At 37.5% G+C, this 23,125-nt stretch carries 23 protein-coding genes; 11 read left to right on the forward strand and 12 right to left on the reverse strand.

Features of this window, described 5'->3' with window-relative positions:
• Nucleotides 1–178: 178 nt before the first annotated feature.
• From rpsR to rpsF, 3 genes are all read right to left on the reverse strand, one after another.
• Entirely contained in the window at nt 179–418 is a 240-nt protein-coding gene (gene rpsR / locus DQM45_RS08705) for a 30S ribosomal protein S18 (RefSeq protein ID WP_002983142.1), read from the reverse strand.
• 143 nt (nt 419–561) lie between these two features.
• Nucleotides 562–1,053: a single-stranded DNA-binding protein gene (locus DQM45_RS08710; RefSeq protein ID WP_003083754.1), complete on the reverse strand. Its 492-nt coding sequence runs from the start codon at nt 1,051–1,053 to the stop codon at nt 562–564.
• Nucleotides 1,054–1,076: 23 nt separating this feature from the next.
• Nucleotides 1,077–1,367 carry a 30S ribosomal protein S6 gene (gene rpsF, locus DQM45_RS08715; protein WP_003084800.1) on the reverse strand — a complete coding sequence of 97 codons (291 nt, stop codon included), beginning with the start codon at nt 1,365–1,367 and terminating at the stop codon, nt 1,077–1,079.
• A 374-nt stretch (nt 1,368–1,741) separates the two neighbouring features.
• Between rpsF and mutY the strand changes: the two genes are divergently transcribed.
• Nucleotides 1,742–2,884, forward strand: a complete 1,143-nt coding sequence (gene mutY, locus DQM45_RS08720) for an A/G-specific adenine glycosylase (RefSeq protein ID WP_003082796.1) — start codon at nt 1,742–1,744, stop codon at nt 2,882–2,884.
• A gap of 86 nt (nt 2,885–2,970) precedes the next feature.
• Here mutY and trxA read toward each other — a convergent pair whose 3' ends face one another.
• From trxA to DQM45_RS08740, 4 genes are all read right to left on the reverse strand, one after another.
• Nucleotides 2,971–3,285 (reverse strand): thioredoxin, encoded by a 315-nt coding sequence (gene trxA / locus DQM45_RS08725; protein WP_003084413.1) that lies wholly within the window; start codon nt 3,283–3,285, stop codon nt 2,971–2,973.
• Nucleotides 3,286–3,402: 117 nt separating this feature from the next.
• Nucleotides 3,403–5,736 carry an endonuclease MutS2 gene (locus DQM45_RS08730; RefSeq protein WP_003083225.1) on the reverse strand — a complete coding sequence of 778 codons (2,334 nt, stop codon included), beginning with the start codon at nt 5,734–5,736 and terminating at the stop codon, nt 3,403–3,405.
• 69 nt (nt 5,737–5,805) lie between these two features.
• Nucleotides 5,806–6,351, reverse strand: a complete 546-nt coding sequence (locus DQM45_RS08735; RefSeq protein WP_003083316.1) for a CvpA family protein — start codon at nt 6,349–6,351, stop codon at nt 5,806–5,808.
• 2 nt (nt 6,352–6,353) lie between these two features.
• Entirely contained in the window at nt 6,354–6,662 is a 309-nt protein-coding gene (locus tag DQM45_RS08740; RefSeq protein ID WP_003084886.1) for a hypothetical protein, read from the reverse strand.
• Nucleotides 6,663–6,780: 118 nt separating this feature from the next.
• On the opposite strand from DQM45_RS08740, the gene rnhC reads away from it, so the two are divergent.
• The 4 genes from rnhC to DQM45_RS08760 all read left to right on the forward strand — a co-directional run bounded on the left by rnhC (nt 6,781) and on the right by DQM45_RS08760 (nt 11,330).
• Nucleotides 6,781–7,698 (forward strand): ribonuclease HIII, encoded by a 918-nt coding sequence (gene rnhC / locus DQM45_RS08745; RefSeq protein WP_039984920.1) that lies wholly within the window; start codon nt 6,781–6,783, stop codon nt 7,696–7,698.
• Nucleotides 7,699–7,713: 15 nt separating this feature from the next.
• Complete coding sequence (gene lepB / locus DQM45_RS08750; RefSeq protein ID WP_003085300.1) at nt 7,714–8,307, forward strand: signal peptidase I; 594 nt, start codon at nt 7,714–7,716, stop codon at nt 8,305–8,307.
• Between the two features lie 51 nt (nt 8,308–8,358).
• On the forward strand, nt 8,359–10,776 hold the full coding sequence (gene recD2, locus DQM45_RS08755) for an SF1B family DNA helicase RecD2 (RefSeq protein ID WP_003085450.1): 2,418 nt from the start codon (nt 8,359–8,361) through the stop codon (nt 10,774–10,776).
• Between the two features lie 80 nt (nt 10,777–10,856).
• Nucleotides 10,857–11,330, forward strand: a complete 474-nt coding sequence (locus DQM45_RS08760; RefSeq protein WP_003084067.1) for a hypothetical protein — start codon at nt 10,857–10,859, stop codon at nt 11,328–11,330.
• Between the two features lie 28 nt (nt 11,331–11,358).
• Here DQM45_RS08760 and dinB read toward each other — a convergent pair whose 3' ends face one another.
• Nucleotides 11,359–12,453, reverse strand: a complete 1,095-nt coding sequence (gene dinB, locus DQM45_RS08765; RefSeq protein WP_003082876.1) for a DNA polymerase IV — start codon at nt 12,451–12,453, stop codon at nt 11,359–11,361.
• A 208-nt stretch (nt 12,454–12,661) separates the two neighbouring features.
• On the opposite strand from dinB, the gene pflB reads away from it, so the two are divergent.
• Both pflB and DQM45_RS08775 read left to right on the forward strand, forming a co-directional pair.
• A complete protein-coding gene (gene pflB, locus DQM45_RS08770; protein ID WP_003085068.1) occupies nt 12,662–14,989 on the forward strand; it encodes a formate C-acetyltransferase in 2,328 nt (775 codons plus the stop codon).
• A 60-nt stretch (nt 14,990–15,049) separates the two neighbouring features.
• The gene (locus tag DQM45_RS08775; RefSeq protein ID WP_003083087.1) at nt 15,050–15,487 is read left to right on the forward strand and encodes a GNAT family N-acetyltransferase; all 438 of its coding nucleotides are present in this window, start codon (nt 15,050–15,052) and stop codon (nt 15,485–15,487) included.
• Between the two features lie 76 nt (nt 15,488–15,563).
• Here the strand turns inward: DQM45_RS08775 and DQM45_RS08780 are convergent, their stop codons facing one another.
• Together DQM45_RS08780 and DQM45_RS08785 are read right to left on the reverse strand one after the other, a co-directional pair.
• Nucleotides 15,564–16,514, reverse strand: a complete 951-nt coding sequence (locus DQM45_RS08780; protein ID WP_003084493.1) for a serine hydrolase domain-containing protein — start codon at nt 16,512–16,514, stop codon at nt 15,564–15,566.
• Complete coding sequence (locus DQM45_RS08785; RefSeq protein ID WP_003083399.1) at nt 16,511–17,263, reverse strand: CppA N-terminal domain-containing protein; 753 nt, start codon at nt 17,261–17,263, stop codon at nt 16,511–16,513. Before DQM45_RS08785 ends, DQM45_RS08780 begins: the two co-directional genes overlap by 4 nt.
• Nucleotides 17,264–17,377: 114 nt before the next feature.
• On the opposite strand from DQM45_RS08785, the gene DQM45_RS08790 reads away from it, so the two are divergent.
• Entirely contained in the window at nt 17,378–18,268 is an 891-nt protein-coding gene (locus DQM45_RS08790; protein ID WP_003084194.1) for a sulfite exporter TauE/SafE family protein, read from the forward strand.
• 63 nt (nt 18,269–18,331) lie between these two features.
• Here DQM45_RS08790 and gla read toward each other — a convergent pair whose 3' ends face one another.
• Nucleotides 18,332–19,180 carry an aquaglyceroporin Gla gene (gla, locus tag DQM45_RS08795; RefSeq protein WP_003085794.1) on the reverse strand — a complete coding sequence of 283 codons (849 nt, stop codon included), beginning with the start codon at nt 19,178–19,180 and terminating at the stop codon, nt 18,332–18,334.
• A 124-nt stretch (nt 19,181–19,304) separates the two neighbouring features.
• Here gla and DQM45_RS08800 point away from each other — a divergent pair, with 124 nt between their 5' ends.
• Both DQM45_RS08800 and DQM45_RS08805 read left to right on the forward strand, forming a co-directional pair.
• Nucleotides 19,305–21,584, forward strand: coding sequence for a Xaa-Pro dipeptidyl-peptidase (locus DQM45_RS08800; protein ID WP_003085296.1), 2,280 nt, complete (start codon nt 19,305–19,307; stop codon nt 21,582–21,584).
• Nucleotides 21,585–21,620: 36 nt separating this feature from the next.
• Complete coding sequence (locus DQM45_RS08805) at nt 21,621–21,968, forward strand: hypothetical protein (RefSeq protein ID WP_003083597.1); 348 nt, start codon at nt 21,621–21,623, stop codon at nt 21,966–21,968.
• A gap of 134 nt (nt 21,969–22,102) precedes the next feature.
• Here the strand turns inward: DQM45_RS08805 and DQM45_RS08810 are convergent, their stop codons facing one another.
• Nucleotides 22,103–22,324 (reverse strand): helix-turn-helix domain-containing protein, encoded by a 222-nt coding sequence (locus DQM45_RS08810; RefSeq protein WP_003083187.1) that lies wholly within the window; start codon nt 22,322–22,324, stop codon nt 22,103–22,105.
• Nucleotides 22,325–22,497: 173 nt separating this feature from the next.
• On the opposite strand from DQM45_RS08810, the gene DQM45_RS08815 reads away from it, so the two are divergent.
• Complete coding sequence (locus DQM45_RS08815) at nt 22,498–22,863, forward strand: helix-turn-helix domain-containing protein (RefSeq protein WP_003085058.1); 366 nt, start codon at nt 22,498–22,500, stop codon at nt 22,861–22,863.
• Nucleotides 22,864–23,125 lie beyond the last annotated feature (262 nt).

Consider the following 23,125-nt stretch of genomic DNA (forward strand, 5'->3'; position numbering starts at 1 on the left):
ACCATAAATTTAAAAAGGTGACAAGTTTTGATAATTTCCTCTTCACCTAGTATCAGTGACAAAAAGGTCTCAACCTTACTACAACTTTATTCCTATTTATTAGGCACATCAAAAACCTCTCTGACTTAACTCGCTCTTCAATATTTAAGTACAAAAAAAGACCCAAAGGGTCTTTTTTTTAATCTTCGTTTACGTAAGGCATAAGTGCCATAACACGAGCACGTTTGATTGCTGTGGTTACTTTACGTTGGTTTTTAGCTGAAGTTCCTGTTACACGACGAGGAAGAATTTTCCCACGTTCTGACACGAAACGGCTAAGAAGTTCAGTATCTTTGTAATCAACATATTCAATTTTGTTAGCTGCGATGAAGTCAACTTTTTTACGGCGTTTGAATCCGCCACGACGTTGTTGAGCCATGTTTTTTCTCCTTTATAAATTCTGATGTTTAGGGCAATTATGATTTCGAAGTATCTATAGAAAAAAGCTTTCATTTAGTTACTTTCTACTATCAGTAACGAACCCGAACTCGAATAATTTCTTATTCGTACAAACCCATTTTTTTAGAATGGCAGATCGTCATCTGAAATTTCCATTGGGTTTGAATTACCAAATGGACTTTCATCTCGACCAAAGTTAGGTGTTTGTTGAGAAGGAGCAGAATAATTACTATTAGTTGATGCGTTATTAAAACCACCACTATTATAAGAATTAGATGAGCCACCTTCACGTGTAGCACGGCTTTCCAACATTTGGAAATTATCCGCAACCACTTCCGTTACGTAAACACGTTGCCCTTGTTGATTTTCATAATTACGAGTCTGAATACGACCAGTAATTCCGATTAAAGCACCTTTTTTTGCCCAATTCGCTAAATTTTCAGCAGGTTGGCGCCAGATAACACAGTTAATGAAATCTGCTTCACGCTCCCCATTTTGGCTCTTGAAAGTGCGATTGACAGCAAGGGTAAAAGTAGCTACTGCTACTTGGTTTGGGGTATAACGGAGCTCTGCATCTTTGGTCATGCGACCAACTAGTACTACATTATTAATCATAAACTACCTTCTTACTGCTTGTCTTAAGCGTCAAGTTTAACGATCATGTGACGAAGAATGTCACCGTTGATTTTTGAAAGACGATCAAACTCATTAAGAGCTGTTGCTTCTTCAGATTCAACGTTAACGATATGGTAAAGTCCTTCACGGAAATCATTGATTTCGTATGCAAGACGACGTTTTTCCCAATCTTTTGATTCAACGATTGTAGCACCGTTGTCAGTTAAGATAGAGTCAAAGCGTGATACCAAAGCGTTTTTCGCTTCTTCTTCAATGTTTGGACGAATGATATAAAGAATTTCGTATTTAGCCATTGATATTTTCCTCCTTTTGGTCTAATGACCTACATCTCATGATGCAGGTAAGTGAGGGATGCTCACAGACTACTATTATACAGGAGACTTAACCTAAAATCAAGGAAAATTTGTTTTTTTATTATCTCTTACTGGCAGTCTCTCTTCTACAAGAATGTCATAAGGAGTTACGTTTTTCATCCTTTTCAATGATCCATGAACTTTACATTGAATCGCACCCTTAATCTAATTTACCCCACAGGCTAAGTTGTCTCCACTTTTGTATCATGTAAATGAAATAACAATCTATTTTATAACACTCAAAATAAAAAAGAAGAAAAGGATGAGAAACATCTTTTCCTTATTTTTTTAATAGCCTATGTTACAATAACAACATGATTGATTTAAAAGATTATGGTATTGATATATGGCCAGAAGATAAAATCGCTGATTTTCGTCGCACTTTATTGAACTGGTATGACCAAGAAAAAAGGGATTTGCCTTGGCGCCGAACCAAAAACCCTTATCACATCTGGGTTTCAGAAATTATGTTACAGCAGACTCAAGTTCAGACAGTTATCCCTTACTATCACCGTTTTCTAGACCAGTTCCCAACTGTTGCTGAATTGGCAGTGGCTAACGAAGAGCGCCTTCTCAAGGCTTGGGAAGGATTAGGCTATTACTCCCGCGTACGAAATATGCAGAAGGCTGCGCAACAAATCATGACTTCCTTTAAAGGTAATTTCCCCTCAACTTATCAAGAAATAACCCAATTAAAAGGAATCGGCCCTTACACTGCCGGAGCTATTGCTAGTATTGCCTTTAACTTACCACAACCAGCTGTTGATGGTAATGTGATGCGAGTCATGGCCCGCCTTTTTGAAGTAGATTACGATATTGGAGACCCTAAGAACCGCAAGATTTTTCAATCTTTGATGGAAAAATTAATTGATCCTGAACGTCCTGGAGACTTCAACCAAGCTCTTATGGATCTGGGCACAGATATCGAATCCGCTAAAAACCCTAGACCAGATGAGTCCCCTATCCGCTTTTTTTGCGCAGCTTATCTCCATGGAACCTATAACAAATATCCAATTAAAAAACCTAAGAAAAAACCACGTCCTATTGAGATCCAAGCATTTATTATCCAAGATGAAGATGGACGGTTTTTAATTGAAAAAAATAATCAAGGACGACTTTTAGGAGGCTTTTGGTCATTTCCAATTTTGGAGACCAATTTTATTGGCCAACAGCTTGACCTTTTTTCAGAACAACAGACTATTTTAGAACGCTGTTCAAAAACAGCTACTTTCGAAGAGAGTTACGGATTAGCTATTACTTGGTCTACGCAAAGCTTTCCTTTAGTCAAACACACCTTTAGCCATCAAAAATGGACTATCTCTTTAACTGAAGGGAAAGTTATAAAAACTTCCCCTATTCACGAACGCACAGTTGCTTGGGTCACCTTAGATGAAATGGCTAGCTACCCGATGGCTACACCACAAAAGAAAATACTCGAGACTTACCTGAATACTTAAGTCTTACCTGAATACTTAAGTCTTACCTCTTCTCATTTTTTGTATTTATAACAGAACTAAAAAAACTTCCCATTAGGGAAGTTTTTTTATGAAAGCTCAGCAATAATAGCTTTAATTTGATCTTTTGTATGAACACCTGCTACTTGTTTCACAACTTGTCCGTCTTTTTTGAACAAGAGTGTCGGAATAGACATTATGCCAAATTCACTTGCAGTATTTGGATTTTCATCAACATCCATTTTAAAGATTTTGATATCCTCTTCATCCAATTCCTCAGATAATTGTTCAATAATTGGCGCCTGCATCAAGCATGGACCACACCAAGTTGCCCAGAAATCAATAAGAACCAAACCTTCTTTTGTTTCTGATTCAAATGTTGCATCGGTAACGATTTGTGTCATAATATGTCTCCGTTTCTTCTAAATCATATGTTTATTTTAGGGCAATTCTAAGCATAAAGCAAGCATCTGCTACGATGACTCAGAAAGCATGGGTAAAACAGTTGTAACTTGTCGTCGTTAACCTAAGTTAGCAATGGTACAGCCTGATCCACCTGCATTTTGAGGGGCATAGCCAAAGCTTTTGACATGTTTGTTACGACGCAAATATTTGGTTACCGCCTCACGAATAACACCAGTACCAATTCCGTGAATAATATCTACTTGGCTCATATTATTAACAAGGGCCTGGTCAATAAAAGCATCTAATTCTTGCATAGCTTCTTCATAGCGTTTACCTCGTAAGTCCAGTCGTGCACGTGGTCCGTTATTTGTGCTTCGTTTTACTACATTTAGAGTTTGTTTTTTGGTTTTTTGACTCTCCTCAGCAACCTTCACCAATTGAAATTCATCTTCGGTTAAAGTCATCTTTATCAAACCTACTTGTGCTTCCCATTTATTCCCTTTTACCTGTTTAAGAAGTGTTCCTCGTTGGCCATAAGCAGTTACTAATATATCGTCACCAACCTGTGGTTGTCGTAGTTTCTTAGCTTTCTTCAAGACTTTATTTTGGGTTAATTCCGTTTGGGGAATCAATTTTTTCAACTGACTCTTAGCTTCTATGATTTGATGTGGTTTTAATACCGACGCTTCATGTAATTTTGCTAATATCTCTTCACTTTCAGCCAAAGCTAAGGTGACAATTTCTTGCGCTTCTAAGCTGGCTTTCTCGATTTCCTTGTTCTTAGCTTGGGCAAATTCATGATAAAGCTTTTTGACCGCGCGATTGAATTTTAGGTTATCTTGCTCAACTTCTTTGATATGATCAAGGCGATGCCGACTTTCAAGCGTCTGTTTCTCTAATTCTTCAATAATACGATTGACATCACTATCTGAGTCCGTCATCTGCTCTGCCTGATTAACAATATGATCCGCTAAACCTAGGCGACGGGCAATCTCAAAAGCATTCGAACGGCCTGGGACACCTTGCATAAAATGGTAAGTGGGTTTCAAACTGCGACTGTCAAATTCCATACTGGCATTCTCAACAAACGCTGTTTCAATACCATAAGCCTTCAATTCTGGATAGTGAGTAGTAGCCATTGTCTTAATTTCAGTTAAGCGCAACTGCTCTAAAATAGCCATCGCTAAACTTGCCCCTTCTTGAGGGTCTGTTCCCGCTCCAAGTTCATCAAAGAGAACTAGACTATCTTGATCTGCTTTATCTAAGATAGCCACAATATTAGTCATATGACTTGAGAAAGTTGATAGGCTCTGCTCGATAGACTGCTCATCACCAATATCTGCAAAAATATCAGTAAACACAGCAATACTTGATCCTTGATCAGCTAAAATGGGGAGCCCCGATTGCCCCATGATTTGGGCTAAACCTAAGGTTTTTAGCATGATTGTCTTTCCCCCCGTGTTTGGCCCAGTTATGACAATAACAGAAAGCTGTCGCGAGAAATGCAAATCATTAGGCACTGGATTTTTAAGTAAAGGGTGACGAACATTTAAAAGCTGAATAGATTTGTCCGAAGAGATTTTGGGTAAGCTGGCCTTATGATCTATTAAATAAAGATACTTGGCTTTTACAAAGTCAAGATGGCCAATTAACCAAGCATTATTAGTTAATGCCCGACTATGTGATCTCAACATGTCTGACAGAGATCTTAAGATGCGAGTGATTTCATGACGCTCATCCGCATGTAGCTGGGTGATTTCTTCGTTAAGCTGAACTAGAGCACGAGGCTCAATATAAACCGTATTACCTGATGCTGAGATATCATGAACGACACCAGCTACTTTATGCCGATAGGTATTTTTCACCGGTAAAACACTGCGACCATTTCGACTAGCAATTAAGCTTTCAGAGAGAAAATCACCATATTTTTTTAAGATGTCTTGTAAGAGTTGACGCACTCGACTTTCACTGTCAGTCATTTTTCTTCGAATAGTCGCTAATTCTGGACTAGCAAAGCTTTCGATAAATCCGCCATCATTAATGGCTTGTAAAGAACCTTGCAAATGAGGAAATGTTTCGACTTTCTCAAAAAGCTTCTTTAGCACGACTAAATCAACATTTTCTAACTCTTGGTAAAAACGGCTAATCTCGGCTGAAATCATCAAGAGTCGCTTAATATCTAGTAGCTCTTGGATATTAAGGTCAGCTTCTAATTCTAAACGGCGGATGGGCTCGGTCAAGTCTTTCAACGTCCCAATCGTGAAATGATGATTTTCAACAAAAATCGCTGACATTTCCCTAACTTCTGTAATATAATCTTGTAACTTACTAATTTGATTGGTTGGTTCTAATTGTTGTAATTCAAATTTGGCTTGATCGGTTTGCAGATAGGTTTGGAACTGTTCTTTAACTTTAGCAAACTCTAATTGTTCTAAAATTTTTCTATTCATAACTCCTATTATACCTCAAATATTGGGAAATAATGCTATGGAAAAAGACCAGACAATCATGTTCTGGTCTTAAATGACTTGATCAATCCACAAATAGTGAATGATAGAGGTCATAGGTGGGCATTGTGTAATCAGTTGTTTAATCAGAAAATGTCGAGACAATTGTTCTTGAACGCTTAACAATGGGATTGTTGCAAGGACGCTAAATAGCATTGAAAAAACCATAATCCCTACGCAAATAGCCATAAAGCCACTAACAATTTGCCATCTTTGATCCTTAAGGTAGTCCGTAGGCAAAAAGTGAACGAAAATACCAATAAAACGAACAAGCGTGTAGGAAACGATAAAAATAAAGACAAAAGCAATACCGGCATAATATACTTTACTTAGGTCAAAAATATTCACATCTTTAAAAAAGGCCATCTTAGTTCCTTCTGTGGGATTTGAATAGGGAATCCACAAGGTAAGCTGTCGGGCTAGAGATTGGTAATGATTTTTAGCTACAAAAAGCGAAAAAACAGCTCCTAAAAAATAAAAAGATTGTAAAATAATGCCTCTGCTAAAGCCAATATAAAAAAGCCATAACAAGATTAAAAGGATAAGTAGTGAAACCATCTTTATTCCTCATCCAGTGCAGCTTGATTGGTTTTTTCTTGAATACCAACAAGTGTCTTCTGACGTAACTCACTGATTTCTTTTTCTAACTTTTCAACTTCAATTTCACGACTTAGTTGTGTCGACAAAGAATTAATAGCCATTAGAATAGCCACAGTTTCATCATCCGCTTCTGGTAATCTAGTCTTAATAGCATTGTATTTTTCTTTTGCAACGTGTTCAACTTCTTCCATAAAGAGATTATCTTTATCAGTCGTTAAGGTCAACTGTTTTTCACCAAAGGTAAATTTAAAACGATTATTACTTTTCATAGGTACACCCCTCATAAGCATTATACCGTAATTTAAGGCTTTCGTAAAATAACAACTTTTAAAGGGGCTGGACTAAATGATTTCACCTTGCTTCCTTTTTTATGATAAAATAACTCTTATGGAAACTATTGTTATCAAACCCACCCCTTCTCAAATAAAAAAAATAACTGATTTACTTAAACCTTATCAAATCAGCAACTCAAGCCCATATGTCATTTTAGCAGCAAAATACAAATCTGTTACCTGTCTGTTATATTCATCTGGTAAACTTGTTCTTCAAGGAAGTCAGGTTGAAACTGTAGCAAATGAACTTGACCTCCAGTCTGATAAAAAAACAGCTTCTCAACATTCTGTTGATCAAACTCGTGACCAAAATATTCCCTTAATTGGAAGTGATGAAGTTGGTAATGGTTCTTATTTTGGAGGGCTCGCCGTTGTAGCGAGCTACGTTGAGCCTACTGATCATCCTTATCTTAAAGAGCTTGGTGTAAACGACTCTAAAACTCTTAACGATCATAAAATTAGACAGATTGCTCCTTTGTTAGAAGAAAAAATAAGACACAAAGCCCTGCTATTATCTCCCCAAAAATATAATCAGATGGTCGGTCCCGACAAAGCTTACAACGCGGTCTCAGTCAAAGTCGCCTTACACAATCAAGCCATTTTCCTATTATTGCAATCAGGTGTTAAACCTAGTAAAATCGTAATTGATGCTTTTACTAGTAAGCAGAATTATCAAAAGCACCTCAAGAAGGAAAAAAATCAGTTTCCTAATCCTTTATCTTTAATTGAAAAAGCTGAAGGACAATTTTTAGCAGTTGCAGTTAGTTCCATCATCGCCCGTAACCTTTTTTTAGAAAATTTAGATCATCTTAGTAAAGAGCTAGGCTATCAATTACCTAGTGGGGCGGGAAAAGCATCCGATTTGGTTGCTAGCCAGCTTATCAAAGCCTATGGCATGTCAGCTCTTAACTATAGTGCCAAGTTACATTTTGCAAATACTAGTAAAGCAATGGCTTTAAGTAAAAAATCATAATTATCGAGGAAAAACATGAAAAACTTTATCAAAGAATGGGGACTCTTTATCCTCTTTATCCTTATTTTCGGAATTTCACGCCTTACCTATTGGCAACCTGTCAGAGTTGACGGCCATTCGATGGATCCTACCTTGGCCCACAATGAACGGTTAATCGTATTACGTCATACAAAAATTAATCGTTTTGATGTGGTCGTTGCAAAAGAAGAAGAAGACGGTCAAACCAAAGAAATTGTTAAGCGAGTCATTGGTCTGCCTGGCGACACTATTTCTTTCAAAAATGATATGTTATCTATTAACGGCAAAGAAACACAAGAACCTTATCTTAAAGAGTACTTAGCAGCCTTCCAAGAAGATAAACTTGAAAAAACTTACTCTTATAACACTCTCTTTCAAGAGCTAGCAAAAAGTGCTAATGCTTTCACTGTTGATAGTTCTGGGAGGACAGAGTTCTCAATTACTGTTCCTAAAGGAGAGTATTTCTTACTCGGAGACGACCGGATTGTTTCACGCGATAGTCGTGAAGTAGGAACCTTCAAAAAAACTGATTTAATTGGAAAAGTAAAATTGCGATACTGGCCAATCAATAAGTTTCACATATTTCAATAGAACCCCTGCCACTGGCAGGTTTTCTATTATCTCAATTAGAAAGGCTCTTTTATGGAATACTTTTTCTCTGGAAGTATTGATCGGATTATCTTTGAAAATGCTAGTAATTTTTTTAAAATCTTACTAGTAGAACTTGAGGATACTGATAGTGATTTTGATGATTTTGAAATTATTGTAACAGGAACTATGGCAGATGTGGCTGAAGGAGAAGACTATACCTTTTGGGGTGAATTAACCCAACATCCTAAGTATGGCCAACAAGTCAAATTGACACGTTATCAAAAAAATAAACCAAGTTCATCAGGCCTTATCAAGTATTTTGCCAGCGACCACTTTAAAGGTATCGGAAAAAAGACCGCTGAAAAAATTGTTCAGCTTTACGGTGAAAACACTATTGATAAAATCTTAGAGGATCCTAGTCAATTAGAGACAATATCTGGTTTCTCAAAAGCCAATAGGCAGGCCTTTATTAGCAAATTAAAACTCAACTACGGAACCGAACAGATCATTGCTAACTTAGTGGCACTCGGCATTTCCAATTACTATGCCTTCCAGATTTTTGATACTTATAAAGATCAGAGCCTAGAAATTGTTAAAGAAAATCCCTATCGTCTAGTTGAGGATATTCAGGGAATTGGCTTTAAAATGGCCGAAGAACTTGCTGCAGAAATCGGAATAGCTAGTGACGCTCCAGAACGTTTTCGTGCTGCTCTTTTACACTGCTTACTGCAAGAATCAATAAACCGAGGGGATACCTTCATTGAAGCTAGAGACCTGCTTGATTATGCCATTACTCTCTTAGAAGAGGCTCGACAAGTAGAATGTGACCCTGCTCAAGTTGCTCAAGAATTGAGTCAATTAATTACTGATCAAAAAGTCTACAATAGTGGTACCAAGATCTTTGATAGCAGTCTCTTCCTTGCTGAAGATGGCATCCAAAAACATCTCAGCCGTATTCTTGCGACTCCTCTGATAAAGGAATTAGAACAAAGTCAAATCTTCGATGCCATCCAAAGTATTGAAGACCAGCAAGGTATCCGTTATGACCACGTTCAAAAAGAAGCGATCTCTAAAGCATTAACAAATAAAGTGTTTATCCTAACTGGTGGACCAGGGACTGGAAAAACAACGGTTATCAGAGGCATCCTAGATGCTTACGCTAGGTTACATAAGATTGACCTTGATAAAAAAGATATCCCCATTGTTTTAGCAGCCCCAACCGGTCGAGCAGCACGACGCATGAACGAATTAACGGGACTACCTAGTGGGACAATACACCGTCATCTTGGTTTAAACGGCGATAATGATTATCAAGCCATTGAAGATTTCTTAGATTGTGATCTTATTATCATTGATGAATTTTCCATGGTGGATACTTGGTTAGCTAATCAGCTCTTTGGCGCCATTAGTTCCAACACGCAAGTAATCATTGTAGGAGATAGTGATCAATTACCTTCTGTCGGACCTGGTCAAGTCTTGGCGGACCTTTTAAAAGTGGACAACCTCCCTCAAATCGCCTTACGAAAAATCTTCAGACAGTCTGAAGATTCAACCATTGTTGAGCTAGCTAACCAAATCCGTCAAGGTCATTTACCTACTGATTTCAAAGAAAAAAAGGCAGATCGTTCTTATTTTGACGCTTATGCACAGCATATTCCAACTATGATTACTAAAATTGTCTCCTCTGCCATTAAGAGTGGTATTGACCCTGAAGAAATTCAAATTTTGGCACCTATGTATAAAGGTCAGGCCGGAATTAATAGCTTGAATCAATTGATGCAAGAACTCTTAAACCCTCTTCAAAATCAAACAGAATTTCTCTTTAATGAGACGCATTTTCGACTTGGAGACAAGGTTTTACATTTGGTAAACGATGCGCAACTAAACGTCTTTAATGGAGATATTGGTTCCATTACAGATTTGATTCCAGCTAAATATACCGAATCAAAACAAGATGAAATTGTTATGACTTTTGATGGGAGCCAAGTGACCTATCCTCGCAATGAGTGGCTAAAAATTACGTTAGCTTACGCCATGAGTATCCATAAATCTCAGGGGAGTGAATTTCAAGTTGTTATCCTACCTCTAACACGACAATCTGGGCGGTTGCTCCAACGTAATTTAATTTATACAGCTGTTACGCGCTCCAAAAGCAAATTAATTATGCTCGGTGAATACTCAGCCTTTGATTATGCTATCAAACACGTGGGTGACCGGCGCAAAACCTATTTAGTGCAACGCTTTAGCTACAGCAATAAGGATAGCCAACTCTTACATACCCAACAAAACCAACCAGAGAGCTCGGCAATTTCCCAAGCTAAAAGCTCCATAATAAAAGCCCCAGAGTCAGTGGATGAGCCAGCTAAGCCCCAAGAAGACTGTCGCTTAACGGTTAATAACTTTCTTTCAATCGATCCAATGATTGGCCTTAGCCAAGAAGATATCCTCTCTTTTTTCAAAAAAATGTGATTCAATTCTATGAGACCTTATAAACTTATGTTATAATGAACTTGTATTACTAATAAAATACAAAGGGGTTGGAGGTTTCTATGATTTCATACGAAAAAGTGCGGCAGTCACTTAAAACGCTCAATATTCTGATCATTGTCCTAAATGCTATTCTGGTAGTATTCTCTGTCTTTGGACTCATCTCACTATTGCTTATTCTAAATAATGACCAGTTGATTTCACAAATGGGTGCTGATCAAGCAGCTACACTAGAACAAGCTGTTACACCCTTCTCACTATTTATTTCTATTATTGCAATTGCACTAATGACTGCTATCATTATCTACACAGTCATTAATCAATCAAAAATAAAAAAATTATTAGAAGTTAATTATTTACCTTACTACCTAGGATTTGGTTTATGCGCGGTTAATATTATTTCTACCTTATTAACTGCCCCAAATATTATTGGTATTATCATTCAGTTACTCTTCCTTACTCTTTATTACTTTGCATTTAAGAAAGCAAAAACTTTAAATGAGAAAGAGCATTCTGAAACAATCGAAGATATCTAAAAAGCTTAGGGAATAATCCTAAGCTTTTTTATAATTCTAGTAATATCTCGTCATTCTTTTCCTCTAACTGGGTTATAGTGACTCCCAGTAGTCGGATTCCTAATTCCGACTCTTCTATGCTGTCATAAATTTCATTTGCTGTTTGGCTTATTACTTCTAAATCGCGGGTGGCCCGATCTAAACTAACACGCTTCGTCAAAGTTGTGAAATCTGCATAGCGAACCTTGAGAATAACAATTTTCCCCCGTTTATTACTATTACTCAAGGTAGTAACAACACGCTGAGCATGTTTGGTAATTTCCGCTTTTACATCTGCCTCCGCATACAATAGCTTACTATAGGTCCGCTCACTGCCAATTGATTTTCGAATACGATTAGCCTTCACAGGTGAATAACTAATCCCACGCGCCTTCCGATAAAGATCAAATCCAAAGCGACCAAAGTGGTCAATCAAAGTCATTTCTGATAACCCCAATAAATCTTTTCCATTATAGACACCCATCTCATGCAGCTTTTCTACAGACTTTATTCCCACTCCGTGGAATTTTTCGATTGGAAGCTTTTCAAGAAATGGCTGCGCTTGATCTGGTAGAATAAGAGTTAAACCATGAGGTTTCTCAAAGTCACTAGCTAATTTTGCTAGGAACTTATTATAAGATATACCTGCTGAACAAGTCAGATGTAATTCCTTCCAAATATCATACTGGATTAGCTTGGCTATTTTGACAGCCGAAGTCAATCCTAATTTATTTTCAGTAACATCAAGATAGGCCTCGTCAATCGACATAGGTTCTACTAAATCAGTGTAGCGCTTAAAAATCTGCCGAATTTTTAGGCCTACCTCTCTATATTTATCATAATTTCCCGAGATAAATATAGCTTGAGGGCAACGCTCATAAGCTTCTTTCGAGCTCATTGCTGAATGAACCCCAAAGGTTCTAGCCTCATAATTACAGGTCGACACTACACCTCTTCCCCCAGTTTCCCGAGGATCTTTAGCAATAACTACGGGTTTCCCTTTTAGGTCTGGATTGTCACGTATTTCCACTGCAGCAAAAAAAGCATCCATATCAATATGGATAATTTTACGAGATGTGTCGTTAAGGAGCGGAAATATAAGCATAAAATCCTCCTGCAATCATTATAACTTTAAATTTTTAGAAAGACAAAGAAATAGCAGTGATACAGATTGTTACTGTTTTCTCAAACTGTATTATAAAAGAAAAAATAATTTGTCAAGAAATATGCTTGGGAAAACGTTTCCTTTGTGTTAAACTGATTATGTAGGTGTAACAGAACCTTTTGTTACTAGAATATTAAAGGAGAAACTTATGGCAACTGTAAAAACAAACACAGATGTTTTTGAAAAAGCTTGGGAAGGCTTTAAGGGGACAGATTGGAAAGAAAAAGCAAGTGTTTCGAGATTTGTTCAAGCAAACTACACGCCTTATGATGGCGATGAATCATTCCTTGCTGGCGTTACTGAACGTTCATTAAAAATCAAGAAAATTATTGAAGATACAAAAGCAGAATACGAAGCAACTCGCTTCCCGTTTGACACACGTCCTTCTTCAATCGCCGAAATCCCAGCTGGTTTTATCGATAAAGAGAACGAATTGATTTATGGTATCCAAAATGATGAATTGTTCAAACTGAACTTCATGCCAAAAGGTGGTATCCGTATGGCGGAAACCACTCTTAAAGAGAACGGCTATGAACCAGACCCAGCAGTTCATGAAATCTTTACTAAATACGTTACTACCGTAAATGATGGTATCTTCCGCGCCTACACTTCAAATATCCGTCGTGCGCGCCATGCTCATACCGTAACTGGTTTGCCAGACGCATACTCTCGTGGACGTATTATCGGTGTTTATGCTCGTCTTGCTCTATATGGTGCAGATTACTTAATGCAAGAAAAAGTAAATGACTGGAACGCTATTACTGAAATTGATGAAGAATCAATCCGTCTACGTGAAGAAATTAACCTACAATACCAAGCACTTGGTGAAGTCGCTAAACTTGGGGACCTTTATGGTGTTGACGTTCGCCGCCCCGCAGAAAATGTTAAAGAAGCTATTCAATGGGTAAATATTGCGTTCATGGCTGTCTGCCGTGTTATCAATGGTGCTGCAACTTCCCTTGGACGTGTGCCAATTGTCCTTGATATCTTCGCAGAACGTGACCTTGCTCGTGGAACATTTACCGAATCAGAAATTCAAGAATTTGTTGATGACTTTGTTCTTAAACTACGTACAGTAAAATTTGCTCGTACTAAAGCTTATGACGCTCTTTACTCAGGTGACCCAACATTCATTACAACTTCAATGGCCGGTATGGGTAACGATGGTCGTCACCGTGTTACTAAGATGGACTACCGTTTCTTGAACACTCTTGACAATATCGGTAACTCTCCAGAGCCAAACTTGACTGTTCTTTGGACTGACAAGTTGCCAGAATCATTCCGTCGCTACTGTATGAAAATGAGCCACAAACATTCTTCTATCCAATATGAAGGTGTAACAACAATGGCAAAAGAAGGTTACGGCGAAATGTCATGTATTTCATGTTGTGTATCACCACTTGACCCTGAAAATGAAGACAAACGTCACAATATCCAGTACTTTGGTGCTCGCGTAAACGTGCTTAAAGCCCTCCTTACTGGTCTTAACGGTGGTTACGATGATGTTCATAGAGACTACAAAGTATTTAACGTTGTTGAACCAATCACATCAGAAATCCTAAACTATGATGAAGTTATGGCTAACTTTGAAAAATCTCTTGACTGGTTGACAGACACCTATGTAGATGCCCTTAATATCATTCACTACATGACTGATAAATACAACTATGAGGCAGTTCAAATGGCTTTCTTACCTAGTCACCAACGCGCTAATATGGGATTTGGTATCTGTGGGTTCGCTAATACCGTTGATACACTATCAGCAATTAAATATGCAACTGTTAAAACAATACGCGACGAAAATGGTTACATCTACGACTACGAAGTTATCGGTGATTTCCCTCGTTATGGTGAAGACGATGACCGTGTAGATGATATTGCTAAATGGTTGATGGAAGCTTACCATACTCGTCTAGCTAGCCACAAACTTTATAAGAATGCTGAAGCTTCTGTTTCTCTTCTTACAATCACTTCAAACGTTGCTTATTCAAAACAAACTGGTAACTCCCCAGTCCACCGTGGTGTTTTCTTGAACGAAGATGGTACTGTGAATACAAGTAAAGTTGAGTTCTTCTCACCAGGTGCTAACCCATCTAACAAAGCAAAAGGTGGTTGGTTGCAAAACCTTAACTCACTTGCTAAATTAGAATTCTCTCATGCTAACGATGGTATCTCATTGACTACTCAAGTGTCACCACGTGCCTTAGGTAAAACATTCGATGAACAAGTTGATAACTTAGTTACTGTTCTTGATGGGTATTTCGAAAACGGTGGCCAACATGTCAATTTGAATGTCATGGATCTTAATGATGTTTACGATAAGATTATGGCAGGTGAAGATGTTATCGTTCGTATCTCAGGATATTGTGTCAATACTAAATACCTCACACCTGAACAAAAACAAGAATTGACACAACGTGTCTTCCATGAAGTTCTCTCAATGGATGATGCTGCTGAAGCTATCTCAGGAAAATAATTTTTTCTAAAAAGAAACAATGTCTATTGACATTGCTTCTTTTTTAGTTAAAATAGTTTTATGATTATCAAACAAACCCGAAATACCTTATCAAAAACGTACATTGATGCTGTTAAAATCCGTCAGACAGTATTCGTTGATGAACAAAAGGTACCCGCATCACTTGAGATTGATAAAGATGAAGCGCATTGTCTTCACTTTACAGTATATCACGATGATGGCAGACCATGTGCAACTTGTCGTATCCTGCCAAGTAAAAAGGATAGCACCGTTACCTTACAACGCATGGCCGTTTTGTGTGACTTTCGTGGAGAACAGATTGGACAAACCTTGATGACTTATGTGATAGACTATGCTCATATTCAAGGTTTTGAAAAAATTGTTTTGCATGCACAGTTATCGGCCCAACCTTTTTATGAAAAGCTTGGATTTTCACCAATCGGTGCTATTTTTGAAGAGGCGGGTATTAAACACATTACTATGGAAAAAACTATTTAAAAAAACTCTAGACATGACCTGTCTATCAAATATTCAAAAAACTCCTCATCTTATTGAGGAGTTTTATACTTTCCTATTAATTAAGAATCTTCGTCCAACGATTCTCTTCAAACGCTTGCCTTATAACAGCCATTAAGGCATCACGCTCTTTAATCCATTTTGCTCTCTCATCTCTGTCATAGGTACGGTTAGTGAGAAAAATAGCTGCTTCTTGATTTTGGTTATACATGATAAAAGTTCCAGTATAACCTGTATGATCTAGATAACCTTTATCCAAGCGCCAAGCTAAAGATCGTTCTTTTTTCTGATTACTATAATTTTGGAAAAGCCTAGCTGAAAAGTCATCTTGCATGTAATGTTCAAGAAAGATCTCCATATCTTTAAGGGTAGAAAAAAGTCCAGCTGACCCAGCATGTTTTCCCAACACCTTAGCCTTAGGATCATGGACAATACCGTCATTTATCCCTTTTACAGTCGGTACTGCACCAACTCTTGGACCAAAGCTCGTTTCAGACATACCAAAGGGCTTAAAAATGTAATTAAAAAAAAGTTGATCTAAAGGCTTATCTAGTAATTTCTCCAACATAAAGCCTAGTAAGAGAAAATTGACGTCAGTGTAGCGAAATGTTTTATCACTCGTCACTTTTAAGTGGTTAAGTGCCTCTCTAAGCTGTGCTACATCAAGGTGATTCCTGTTTGGGATATAGGGGTCTAAACCGCTAGTATGAGTTAAAAGCTGCCGCACAGTAACCTCATTACTGCTAAAATCGGGGTAGTAAAACTGCAATGGTCTATCCAGCTCTAAAGCTCCGCTATTAACCAAAAAAATAGATAAAGTCCCAACACCCACTACCTTGGAAACACTCGCTAAATCGTAAGCTAAATTGGCTCTAACAGGTTCTGTGCCATCAATAGTTCCCAAATAATACTCTTGCCATTTCCCGTGCTGAAAAAGAGCTAAACTCGCTCCTGGGTATAGCCCTTTAGAAATCTGCTTTTGAATAAAATCGGTAACTTTTGACATCATTTAGTAAACCAGATCTCAATAAGGCTTGGGTCGGAAACCACTAATATCTTTTCCTTAGGATCCAAATAGACACTCACATTCTTTTCTTCTAAAGAAAGCTTTAAGGTCGCTAAGTCGTAGTCATTTGGTACTTTCACTTCTAAAATCTCTAAATCCCACGTTATATGTGGCTCAATAGCTAGGTCTGGACCTTCTTTTTCAACAAAATCCATCGTTATTGGGAAATCCCCTTCAAAAATATCTTGGTAAAAAGAACGCGACACTTGCTCTTCTAGGACATTAAGAATAACTGTTTCAAAGGTAAAATCAGTTAACCCTAGAAAACCTTCCTCTGCTACCAATTCTGGTAAGTCAGTGACCTCTAATTGTCTGATATCATCCTCAGCATGTAATAAGAATCGGTCACCTTCTGGCGATAAAACTTCAAAGGCATATCCATTACGACCAATGAAAAGTCTATCCGCAGCTGCACCATGTGCCAAAAGTTGCTCAATAGCTTTGGCATCACTGGTTTTTATGACAATAGTGTTAACTTTTTTAGGGCCCTCAACAGCACGTGTTCTAACAGAAGGTGACTCTTCAATGACAAAACGTTCATTACCTGATCCAAAGGAAGTAAAAATAGCAATAGCATTTTCCTCTGAAACTAATTTCAAACCTAGGTTTTGCTGGTAAAAATCGATATTTAATTGACGATTATTAACCCGCAAAACAGGTGTTAAAAAGACTGAATTTTCTAATATAGACATGTCTTCCTCCTAATCCTCTGTTATTATAGACGAAAAAGATTTTTTTGACAAGAAATTATGTGCTAACCTGCAATAACATTGACCTAAACCCTTTTTTTAGGTAGACTATTATCTATGCATGAACATTTAATCTTACACTTAATCCAAGTGTTGCTCATTCTAGCAATGCTTTTTATTTTAATAACTTTAATACGTCACTTTCGTCAGAACAAGATTAATCCCTTCAAACGTTTTTTAACTGGATTTTGGATTGGGCTCGTCACAGATGCTTTAGACACATTAGGAATTGGCTCTTTTGCCACAACTACAACTTTTTTTAAAGCAACAAAATTGGTTAAGGATGATAGTAAACTACCTGGAACTATGACTGCAGCACACGTTATCCCTGTTTTATTTCAGTCACTCTGCTTTATCTTTGTAGTTAAGGTAGAAGTTATCACCCTTGTTTCAATGGCTGCAGCAGCCTTTTTAGGAGCTTTTTGGGGAAGCCGTATTACAAAAAACTGGCATACTCCCACAGTTCAATTTATTTTAGGAGTACTATTGGTAATAGCGGCTGGTATTATGGTTTTCCGAATGATTTCTAATCCCGGTGACAACATTGTCCATTCTATGCATGGCTTGCATGGTATCTGGCTTGTTTTAGGTATCTGCTTTAATTTCATTATTGGTATTTTGATGACTATGGGGTTAGGCAATTATGCCCCTGAACTCATCTTCTTCAGCTTAATGGGTTTAAGCCCCGCCGTAGCCATGCCGGTGATGATGTTGGATGCCGCGATGATTATGTCCGCCTCTAGCCATCAATTTATAAAAGATAATCGTGTTTCTTGGGAAGGCTTTGCAGGTATTGTCAGTGGTGGTATTATTGGCGTTTTTCTAGCTGTCTTTTTCCTAACGAATTTACATCTAGATGCACTCAAGAAAGTTGTTGTTCTTATTGTTATAGCTACCGGAATCATGCTCATCCGATCTTCAATGTCTAAAAAAACCGAATCCAGATAGTACACATCACAATAAAAAACCTCCTTATCTGAAGTAAGACTGTCAAATAGGGAGGTTTTTTTATTATTTGATATAAAGTAGTTTAAAGATTGCAACTGCTAGAACAGCGGCTATAATTGGGCTAAGTACAGGTACCCACGCATACCACCATTTTGAATCACCTTTAGCTTGTCCAAGTACTGATTTAGGCAAGAAATGGTGAACGATACGAGGTCCAAGGTCACGAGCAGGGTTTAAACCTGGACCAGTGGGTCCGCCTAGGGAAGCCACAAGCGTCATTACAAGGAAACCAATCCCTAAATGGGCTACCGCTAAGCTACCTGAAGTGTAAGGAGCAACTTGTGTTTCAGCAACTGTTTTATCATAACCTGCCGCAACCAGTTTACCAACTAATTCTGAGCCAAAAAAGTTCTTGGTTAATGCTAAAGCTCCAAAGAAAAGCACAAATGATCCAGCAAACTCATTAGCAAAGCCATTAATAATAGCAGCTTTTTGGCTAGCTTTTGTTCCATCATCGAGGGCTGAAATAGTTGAGAAAGAGCCCAAGATTGGGTTTGGATTTTCTGTTTTACGGAAGTAAGGACCATAGACTCCGACAACGACAAGTTGACCAAACATAGCACCCAACATTTGTGCAACGATATAAGGAAGAACATGCGCCCAAGGGAATAGCCCTGATACTGCAAGTCCTAAAGTAAAGGCGGGATTGATGTGGTTTCCTGAAACGTTACCAAACATTAAAGCTGGCATCATAACCCCAAAACCATATCCTAGGGCAATGATAACCCAACCTGAATTATTGCCTTTAGTTCCTTTTAAGTCAACATTTGCAACTGCTCCATTACCTAAAATCAAAAGTAAAGCCGTTGCAAGAAATTCTGTGACGTACTTCACAGTCCATGTAACATCCATTTGTTTATACTTCCTCCAAGTGTTTAATAGTTTAGACAAGTACCATTTTATCAAGTATAATAGACAATGTAAAGCTGTAGAAAAAAATTAAAACGTTTACTTATTAGAAAGAATAGTTACAAAAATGAGATATAATCAATTTTCCTATATTAAACCACAATACTTAGAAGCCAAAAAAGATCTTGAAACTTTGGGTTTTGTCTTCAAGGATCAGCAAGACCCGAAATCCCTATTGAAAGTTTTTTTAGAACACTACTTTTTCCTCATAACTGATAAAGATTATCAATTAGCCAATATGATTTCCGACCAAGATACTGATTTGGCAAGTTTCTTTCAATCTGATCAACCTTTGTCAGAAGCAATCTTTCAACTTGTAGCCTTGCAATTGCTCGGATTTGTTCCTTTTTTTGATTTTCAAGATAGTGACCGCTTTGCAAAAGAAATTAGCTTCCCAGTGGCCTATAATGAAACAGAATTCTTACTGAGTCTTCACCATTTGCTCGCTTGTCGTAACAAATTGGGAATGACTTTATTTGATGATTTAGTAAGTAAAGGCATTATCCCTCAAGATAACGACTATCATTTCTTTAATGGTAAATCATTGGCTACCTTTGATACTAACAATCTGATAAAAGAAATCGTCTATGTGGAAGCTCCTGTTGACACAGACTGTGATGGTTATAAGGACTTGATTAAAGTTAATATTTTGAGACCAAGAACACAACATAAAATTCCAAGTATGATGACACCTAGCCCTTACCATCAAGGTGTCAATGAAGTGGCTAATGATAACAAATTACATCGAATGGAAACTGAGCTTATGCTCAAAAAAGCTCATAGAATCGAGGTAGAGACTCGAAACATTCAAACAAAAAAAGAGGAATATCCAACTCTTCCTAAAAGTCAAGCTACTGAGCACTTCTCTTTCATTGATTCCTATAGCCTAAACGACTACTTCCTAGCTCGTGGTTTTGCTAATATCTATGTATCAGGAGTGGGGACAGCAGGTTCAGACGGCTTCATGACCTCAGGGGATTATCTACAAATCGAAAGTTTTAAAGCTGTTATTGATTGGCTAAATGGCCGAGCAATAGCCTATACTAGCCACAAACGCGAAGCTCTTGTGGAAGCCAACTGGGCAAATGGTAAGGTCGCAACCACAGGTAAATCTTACTTAGGAACCATGTCAACAGGCTTAGCCACAACAGCTGTTGATGGTCTAGAAGTTATCATCGCAGAAGCCGCTATTTCTTCGTGGTATGACTACTACCGTGAAAATGGCCTCATCTGTAGCCCTGGCGGTTATCCAGGCGAAGATCTAGATGTTTTAACCGAGTTGACCTATTCTCGCTCACTTCTAGCGGGAGATTACCTAAGACAAAAAGAGAAGTATCGTGCACAATTAAAACAGCAAACTGAAGCGCTAGACCGTGCAAGTGGCGATTATAATCAATTTTGGCATGATCGAAACTACCTTCCCCATGCTAAAAACGTGACATGTGAAGTAGTCTTTACCCATGGTTTACAAGACTGGAATGTTAAACCAAGCCATCTTTACCACATCTTCAACGCCCTGCCTGAATCGGTTGCAAAACACGCCTTTTTACATCATGGTCAACATGTTTATATGCATAATTGGCAATCTATTGATTTCAGAGAATCGATGAATGCTCTTTTAAGCAAAAAACTCTTGGCTCAAGCTAACCATTATCACTTACCAAGTCTCATCTGGCAAGACAACCAGCAGATTCAATCATGGCAAACACTTGAACAATTCGGGGCATCAAATACCCATACTTTTACAATCGGACATGGCCAACAAACCATTAGTAACCGTTATTCTGATGATGTTTTTACCAGCTATTGTAAAGACTTTAAAATCTTTAAAAAAGAGTTATTCTCTGGCAAGGCAAATGCCCTTACGCTAGAGATCGTACTTGATCGAGACGTTCACCTTAACGGAAGAACATGCTTACATCTGCGTGTCAAATCTTCTATTAATAAAGGCCTTCTTTCTGCTCAGCTATTAGATAAGGGAACTAAGAAACGCTTCGGTGATACACCGAGTGTGGTTGAGCTAGCTTCTATTGACAATGGGCAAAATTTTGCACGTGAGGATCTAAAAGAACTACCATTTACTGCTAGTGACTATCGCGTAGTCACAAAAGGGGTAATCAATTTACAAAATCGTCATGACTTGCTTACAGTTGAAGATGTTTTACCAGACCAATGGATGACTTTGGATTTCCATTTACAGCCAAGTATATATCGCTTTAAAGCAGGAGATAAGCTCCATTTGCTTCTATACACCACTGATTTCGAACATACCGTTAGAGATGACAGTGATTATCAAATAGTGGTTGACTGTGAACAATCCTCTGTGGAATTTCCTGTTGAAGCCTAGTTAATAAGGCAAACTGATGCCCCTTAAGGAGAAAAAATGAAATCATTTGCACAAGAAAACTATGGAAATAGCCATCACTTTTGGTACCAGGCCGATACCTTTCAAGAACATAATTATGGCTCAATTTTCAACCATCAAACTGACTGGCTAGAACAGTTGCAAATCGTTATTAAAAAAGATTTAAGCAAATTTTCCCAAGAGGATGATTTTTACTGGTATTTTGGAGAAAGCTTAGATAACATACCTTTAATGGTACGTTATAAGAATGGTCAGTATAATGTCCAAATTAACCTCAAAGATTTTGATTTCGCATTACATTTAGATGCTATTTTAGCTTGGAAAGAAAGTTTAATCACCCTCTTAGTGGCAAATAAAGCCTTATAAGTGCTGGTTTTCAATTGAAAAGTTAGTCAGATAGTAGTACTATCTATTATAAGCAACAATTGCCAATAACAGATATAAAAAGACAAACTTCATAGCCGAGGTTTGTCTTTTTTATTTTATATAGAAAAGCAATTTCATTTCATAAAAACCGAATCGTCACCCAAAAAAATATCATCAACCGAAACCGATAGTATCTCTGCTATTAAGCATAATTTTTCGTATTTTGCTCGCCTTAACATAGATACATCTTTTTCATATCTAGCAATTGTCCGAATAGAAATCCCTGTCTGGCTAGCAAGCTCTTCTTGTGTAAAGTTACGAGAACGTCTAATTTCTCTCAAAGTTAATTTAGACACTTAGCACCTCCAAAAATATTTTTAATTAAACCTTTATGATAACAACATTATAAACTTCGGTTTTTATGAAGTCAAGTTTTTCCTGTACTTTTAGGCAAGTTTTTAAAAAATATTTTGAAAAACTGCCATTTATGGTAAGATAGTAGATATAATCTGACAAAGGAGTCTGCTTTATGCCAACACAAAAGTCTTATTTCCCAAGCAATTTAAAATATCTCAGATTAGAAAAAAAGATGGAGCAACTAGAGCTTGCCCATAAAATTGGACGCAAAAGTGCTTCGACTATTAGTGAATGGGAAAATGGCAAATATACCCCAAAGCAAGATATACTTCTCAAGGTCGCTGATCTTTTTCAGGTTGATATCAACACTCTAGTCTACATTGACTTGGTCAATGAAGGGAACTATCATTATAGTCAGGTCAATAACAATGATATTTCATACATCTCAGAACATTTAGACCCTAAACTTATGGAAGAATGGATTCACTTGGGAAAACATTTACTAGAAGAACAGAATAAAAAAACCACTGAAGACTAGTTACCAGTCCTAGTTATGTAACTAATCTTCATTCAAAGACAAACTCTGAATACTGGTTTGTCTTTTTTTATACTAATCTATGTGTTTAAATACCACAATAATGAGATGTTAGTTTTAGCCCTAATGAGTTTCACATCTTTGTTCTCACTAGTTTTTCATTCCCTAGCATAAAAAACTAAAAGTGTTCCAAAACTGTTCCAAATCTTCACTTGACTTGTTGTAAGCCTTTTCATTTGATAGAATGGGGGTAACAAAAGCAAAG

This window comes from Streptococcus porcinus (assembly GCF_900475415.1).
GTDB lineage: Bacteria > Bacillota > Bacilli > Lactobacillales > Streptococcaceae > Streptococcus > Streptococcus porcinus.

Bases quoted from the DNA above. Each gene is read 5' to 3' on its own strand.
- rpsR (WP_002983142.1), bottom strand. From the start codon at position 418: ATGGCTCAACAACGTCGTGGCGGATTCAAACGCCGTAAAAAAGTTGAC.
- DQM45_RS08710 (WP_003083754.1), bottom strand. From the start codon at position 1,053: ATGATTAATAATGTAGTACTAGTTGGTCGCATGACCAAAGATGCAGAG.
- rpsF (WP_003084800.1), bottom strand. From the start codon at position 1,367: ATGGCTAAATACGAAATTCTTTATATCATTCGTCCAAACATTGAAGAA.
- mutY (WP_003082796.1), top strand. From the start codon at position 1,742: ATGATTGATTTAAAAGATTATGGTATTGATATATGGCCAGAAGATAAA.
- trxA (WP_003084413.1), bottom strand. From the start codon at position 3,285: ATGACACAAATCGTTACCGATGCAACATTTGAATCAGAAACAAAAGAA.
- DQM45_RS08730 (WP_003083225.1), bottom strand. From the start codon at position 5,736: ATGAATAGAAAAATTTTAGAACAATTAGAGTTTGCTAAAGTTAAAGAA.
- DQM45_RS08735 (WP_003083316.1), bottom strand. From the start codon at position 6,351: ATGGTTTCACTACTTATCCTTTTAATCTTGTTATGGCTTTTTTATATT.
- DQM45_RS08740 (WP_003084886.1), bottom strand. From the start codon at position 6,662: ATGAAAAGTAATAATCGTTTTAAATTTACCTTTGGTGAAAAACAGTTG.
- rnhC (WP_039984920.1), top strand. From the start codon at position 6,781: ATGGAAACTATTGTTATCAAACCCACCCCTTCTCAAATAAAAAAAATA.
- lepB (WP_003085300.1), top strand. From the start codon at position 7,714: ATGAAAAACTTTATCAAAGAATGGGGACTCTTTATCCTCTTTATCCTT.
- recD2 (WP_003085450.1), top strand. From the start codon at position 8,359: ATGGAATACTTTTTCTCTGGAAGTATTGATCGGATTATCTTTGAAAAT.
- DQM45_RS08760 (WP_003084067.1), top strand. From the start codon at position 10,857: ATGATTTCATACGAAAAAGTGCGGCAGTCACTTAAAACGCTCAATATT.
- dinB (WP_003082876.1), bottom strand. From the start codon at position 12,453: ATGCTTATATTTCCGCTCCTTAACGACACATCTCGTAAAATTATCCAT.
- pflB (WP_003085068.1), top strand. From the start codon at position 12,662: ATGGCAACTGTAAAAACAAACACAGATGTTTTTGAAAAAGCTTGGGAA.
- DQM45_RS08775 (WP_003083087.1), top strand. From the start codon at position 15,050: ATGATTATCAAACAAACCCGAAATACCTTATCAAAAACGTACATTGAT.
- DQM45_RS08780 (WP_003084493.1), bottom strand. From the start codon at position 16,514: ATGATGTCAAAAGTTACCGATTTTATTCAAAAGCAGATTTCTAAAGGG.
- DQM45_RS08785 (WP_003083399.1), bottom strand. From the start codon at position 17,263: ATGTCTATATTAGAAAATTCAGTCTTTTTAACACCTGTTTTGCGGGTT.
- DQM45_RS08790 (WP_003084194.1), top strand. From the start codon at position 17,378: ATGCATGAACATTTAATCTTACACTTAATCCAAGTGTTGCTCATTCTA.
- gla (WP_003085794.1), bottom strand. From the start codon at position 19,180: ATGGATGTTACATGGACTGTGAAGTACGTCACAGAATTTCTTGCAACG.
- DQM45_RS08800 (WP_003085296.1), top strand. From the start codon at position 19,305: ATGAGATATAATCAATTTTCCTATATTAAACCACAATACTTAGAAGCC.
- DQM45_RS08805 (WP_003083597.1), top strand. From the start codon at position 21,621: ATGAAATCATTTGCACAAGAAAACTATGGAAATAGCCATCACTTTTGG.
- DQM45_RS08815 (WP_003085058.1), top strand. From the start codon at position 22,498: ATGCCAACACAAAAGTCTTATTTCCCAAGCAATTTAAAATATCTCAGA.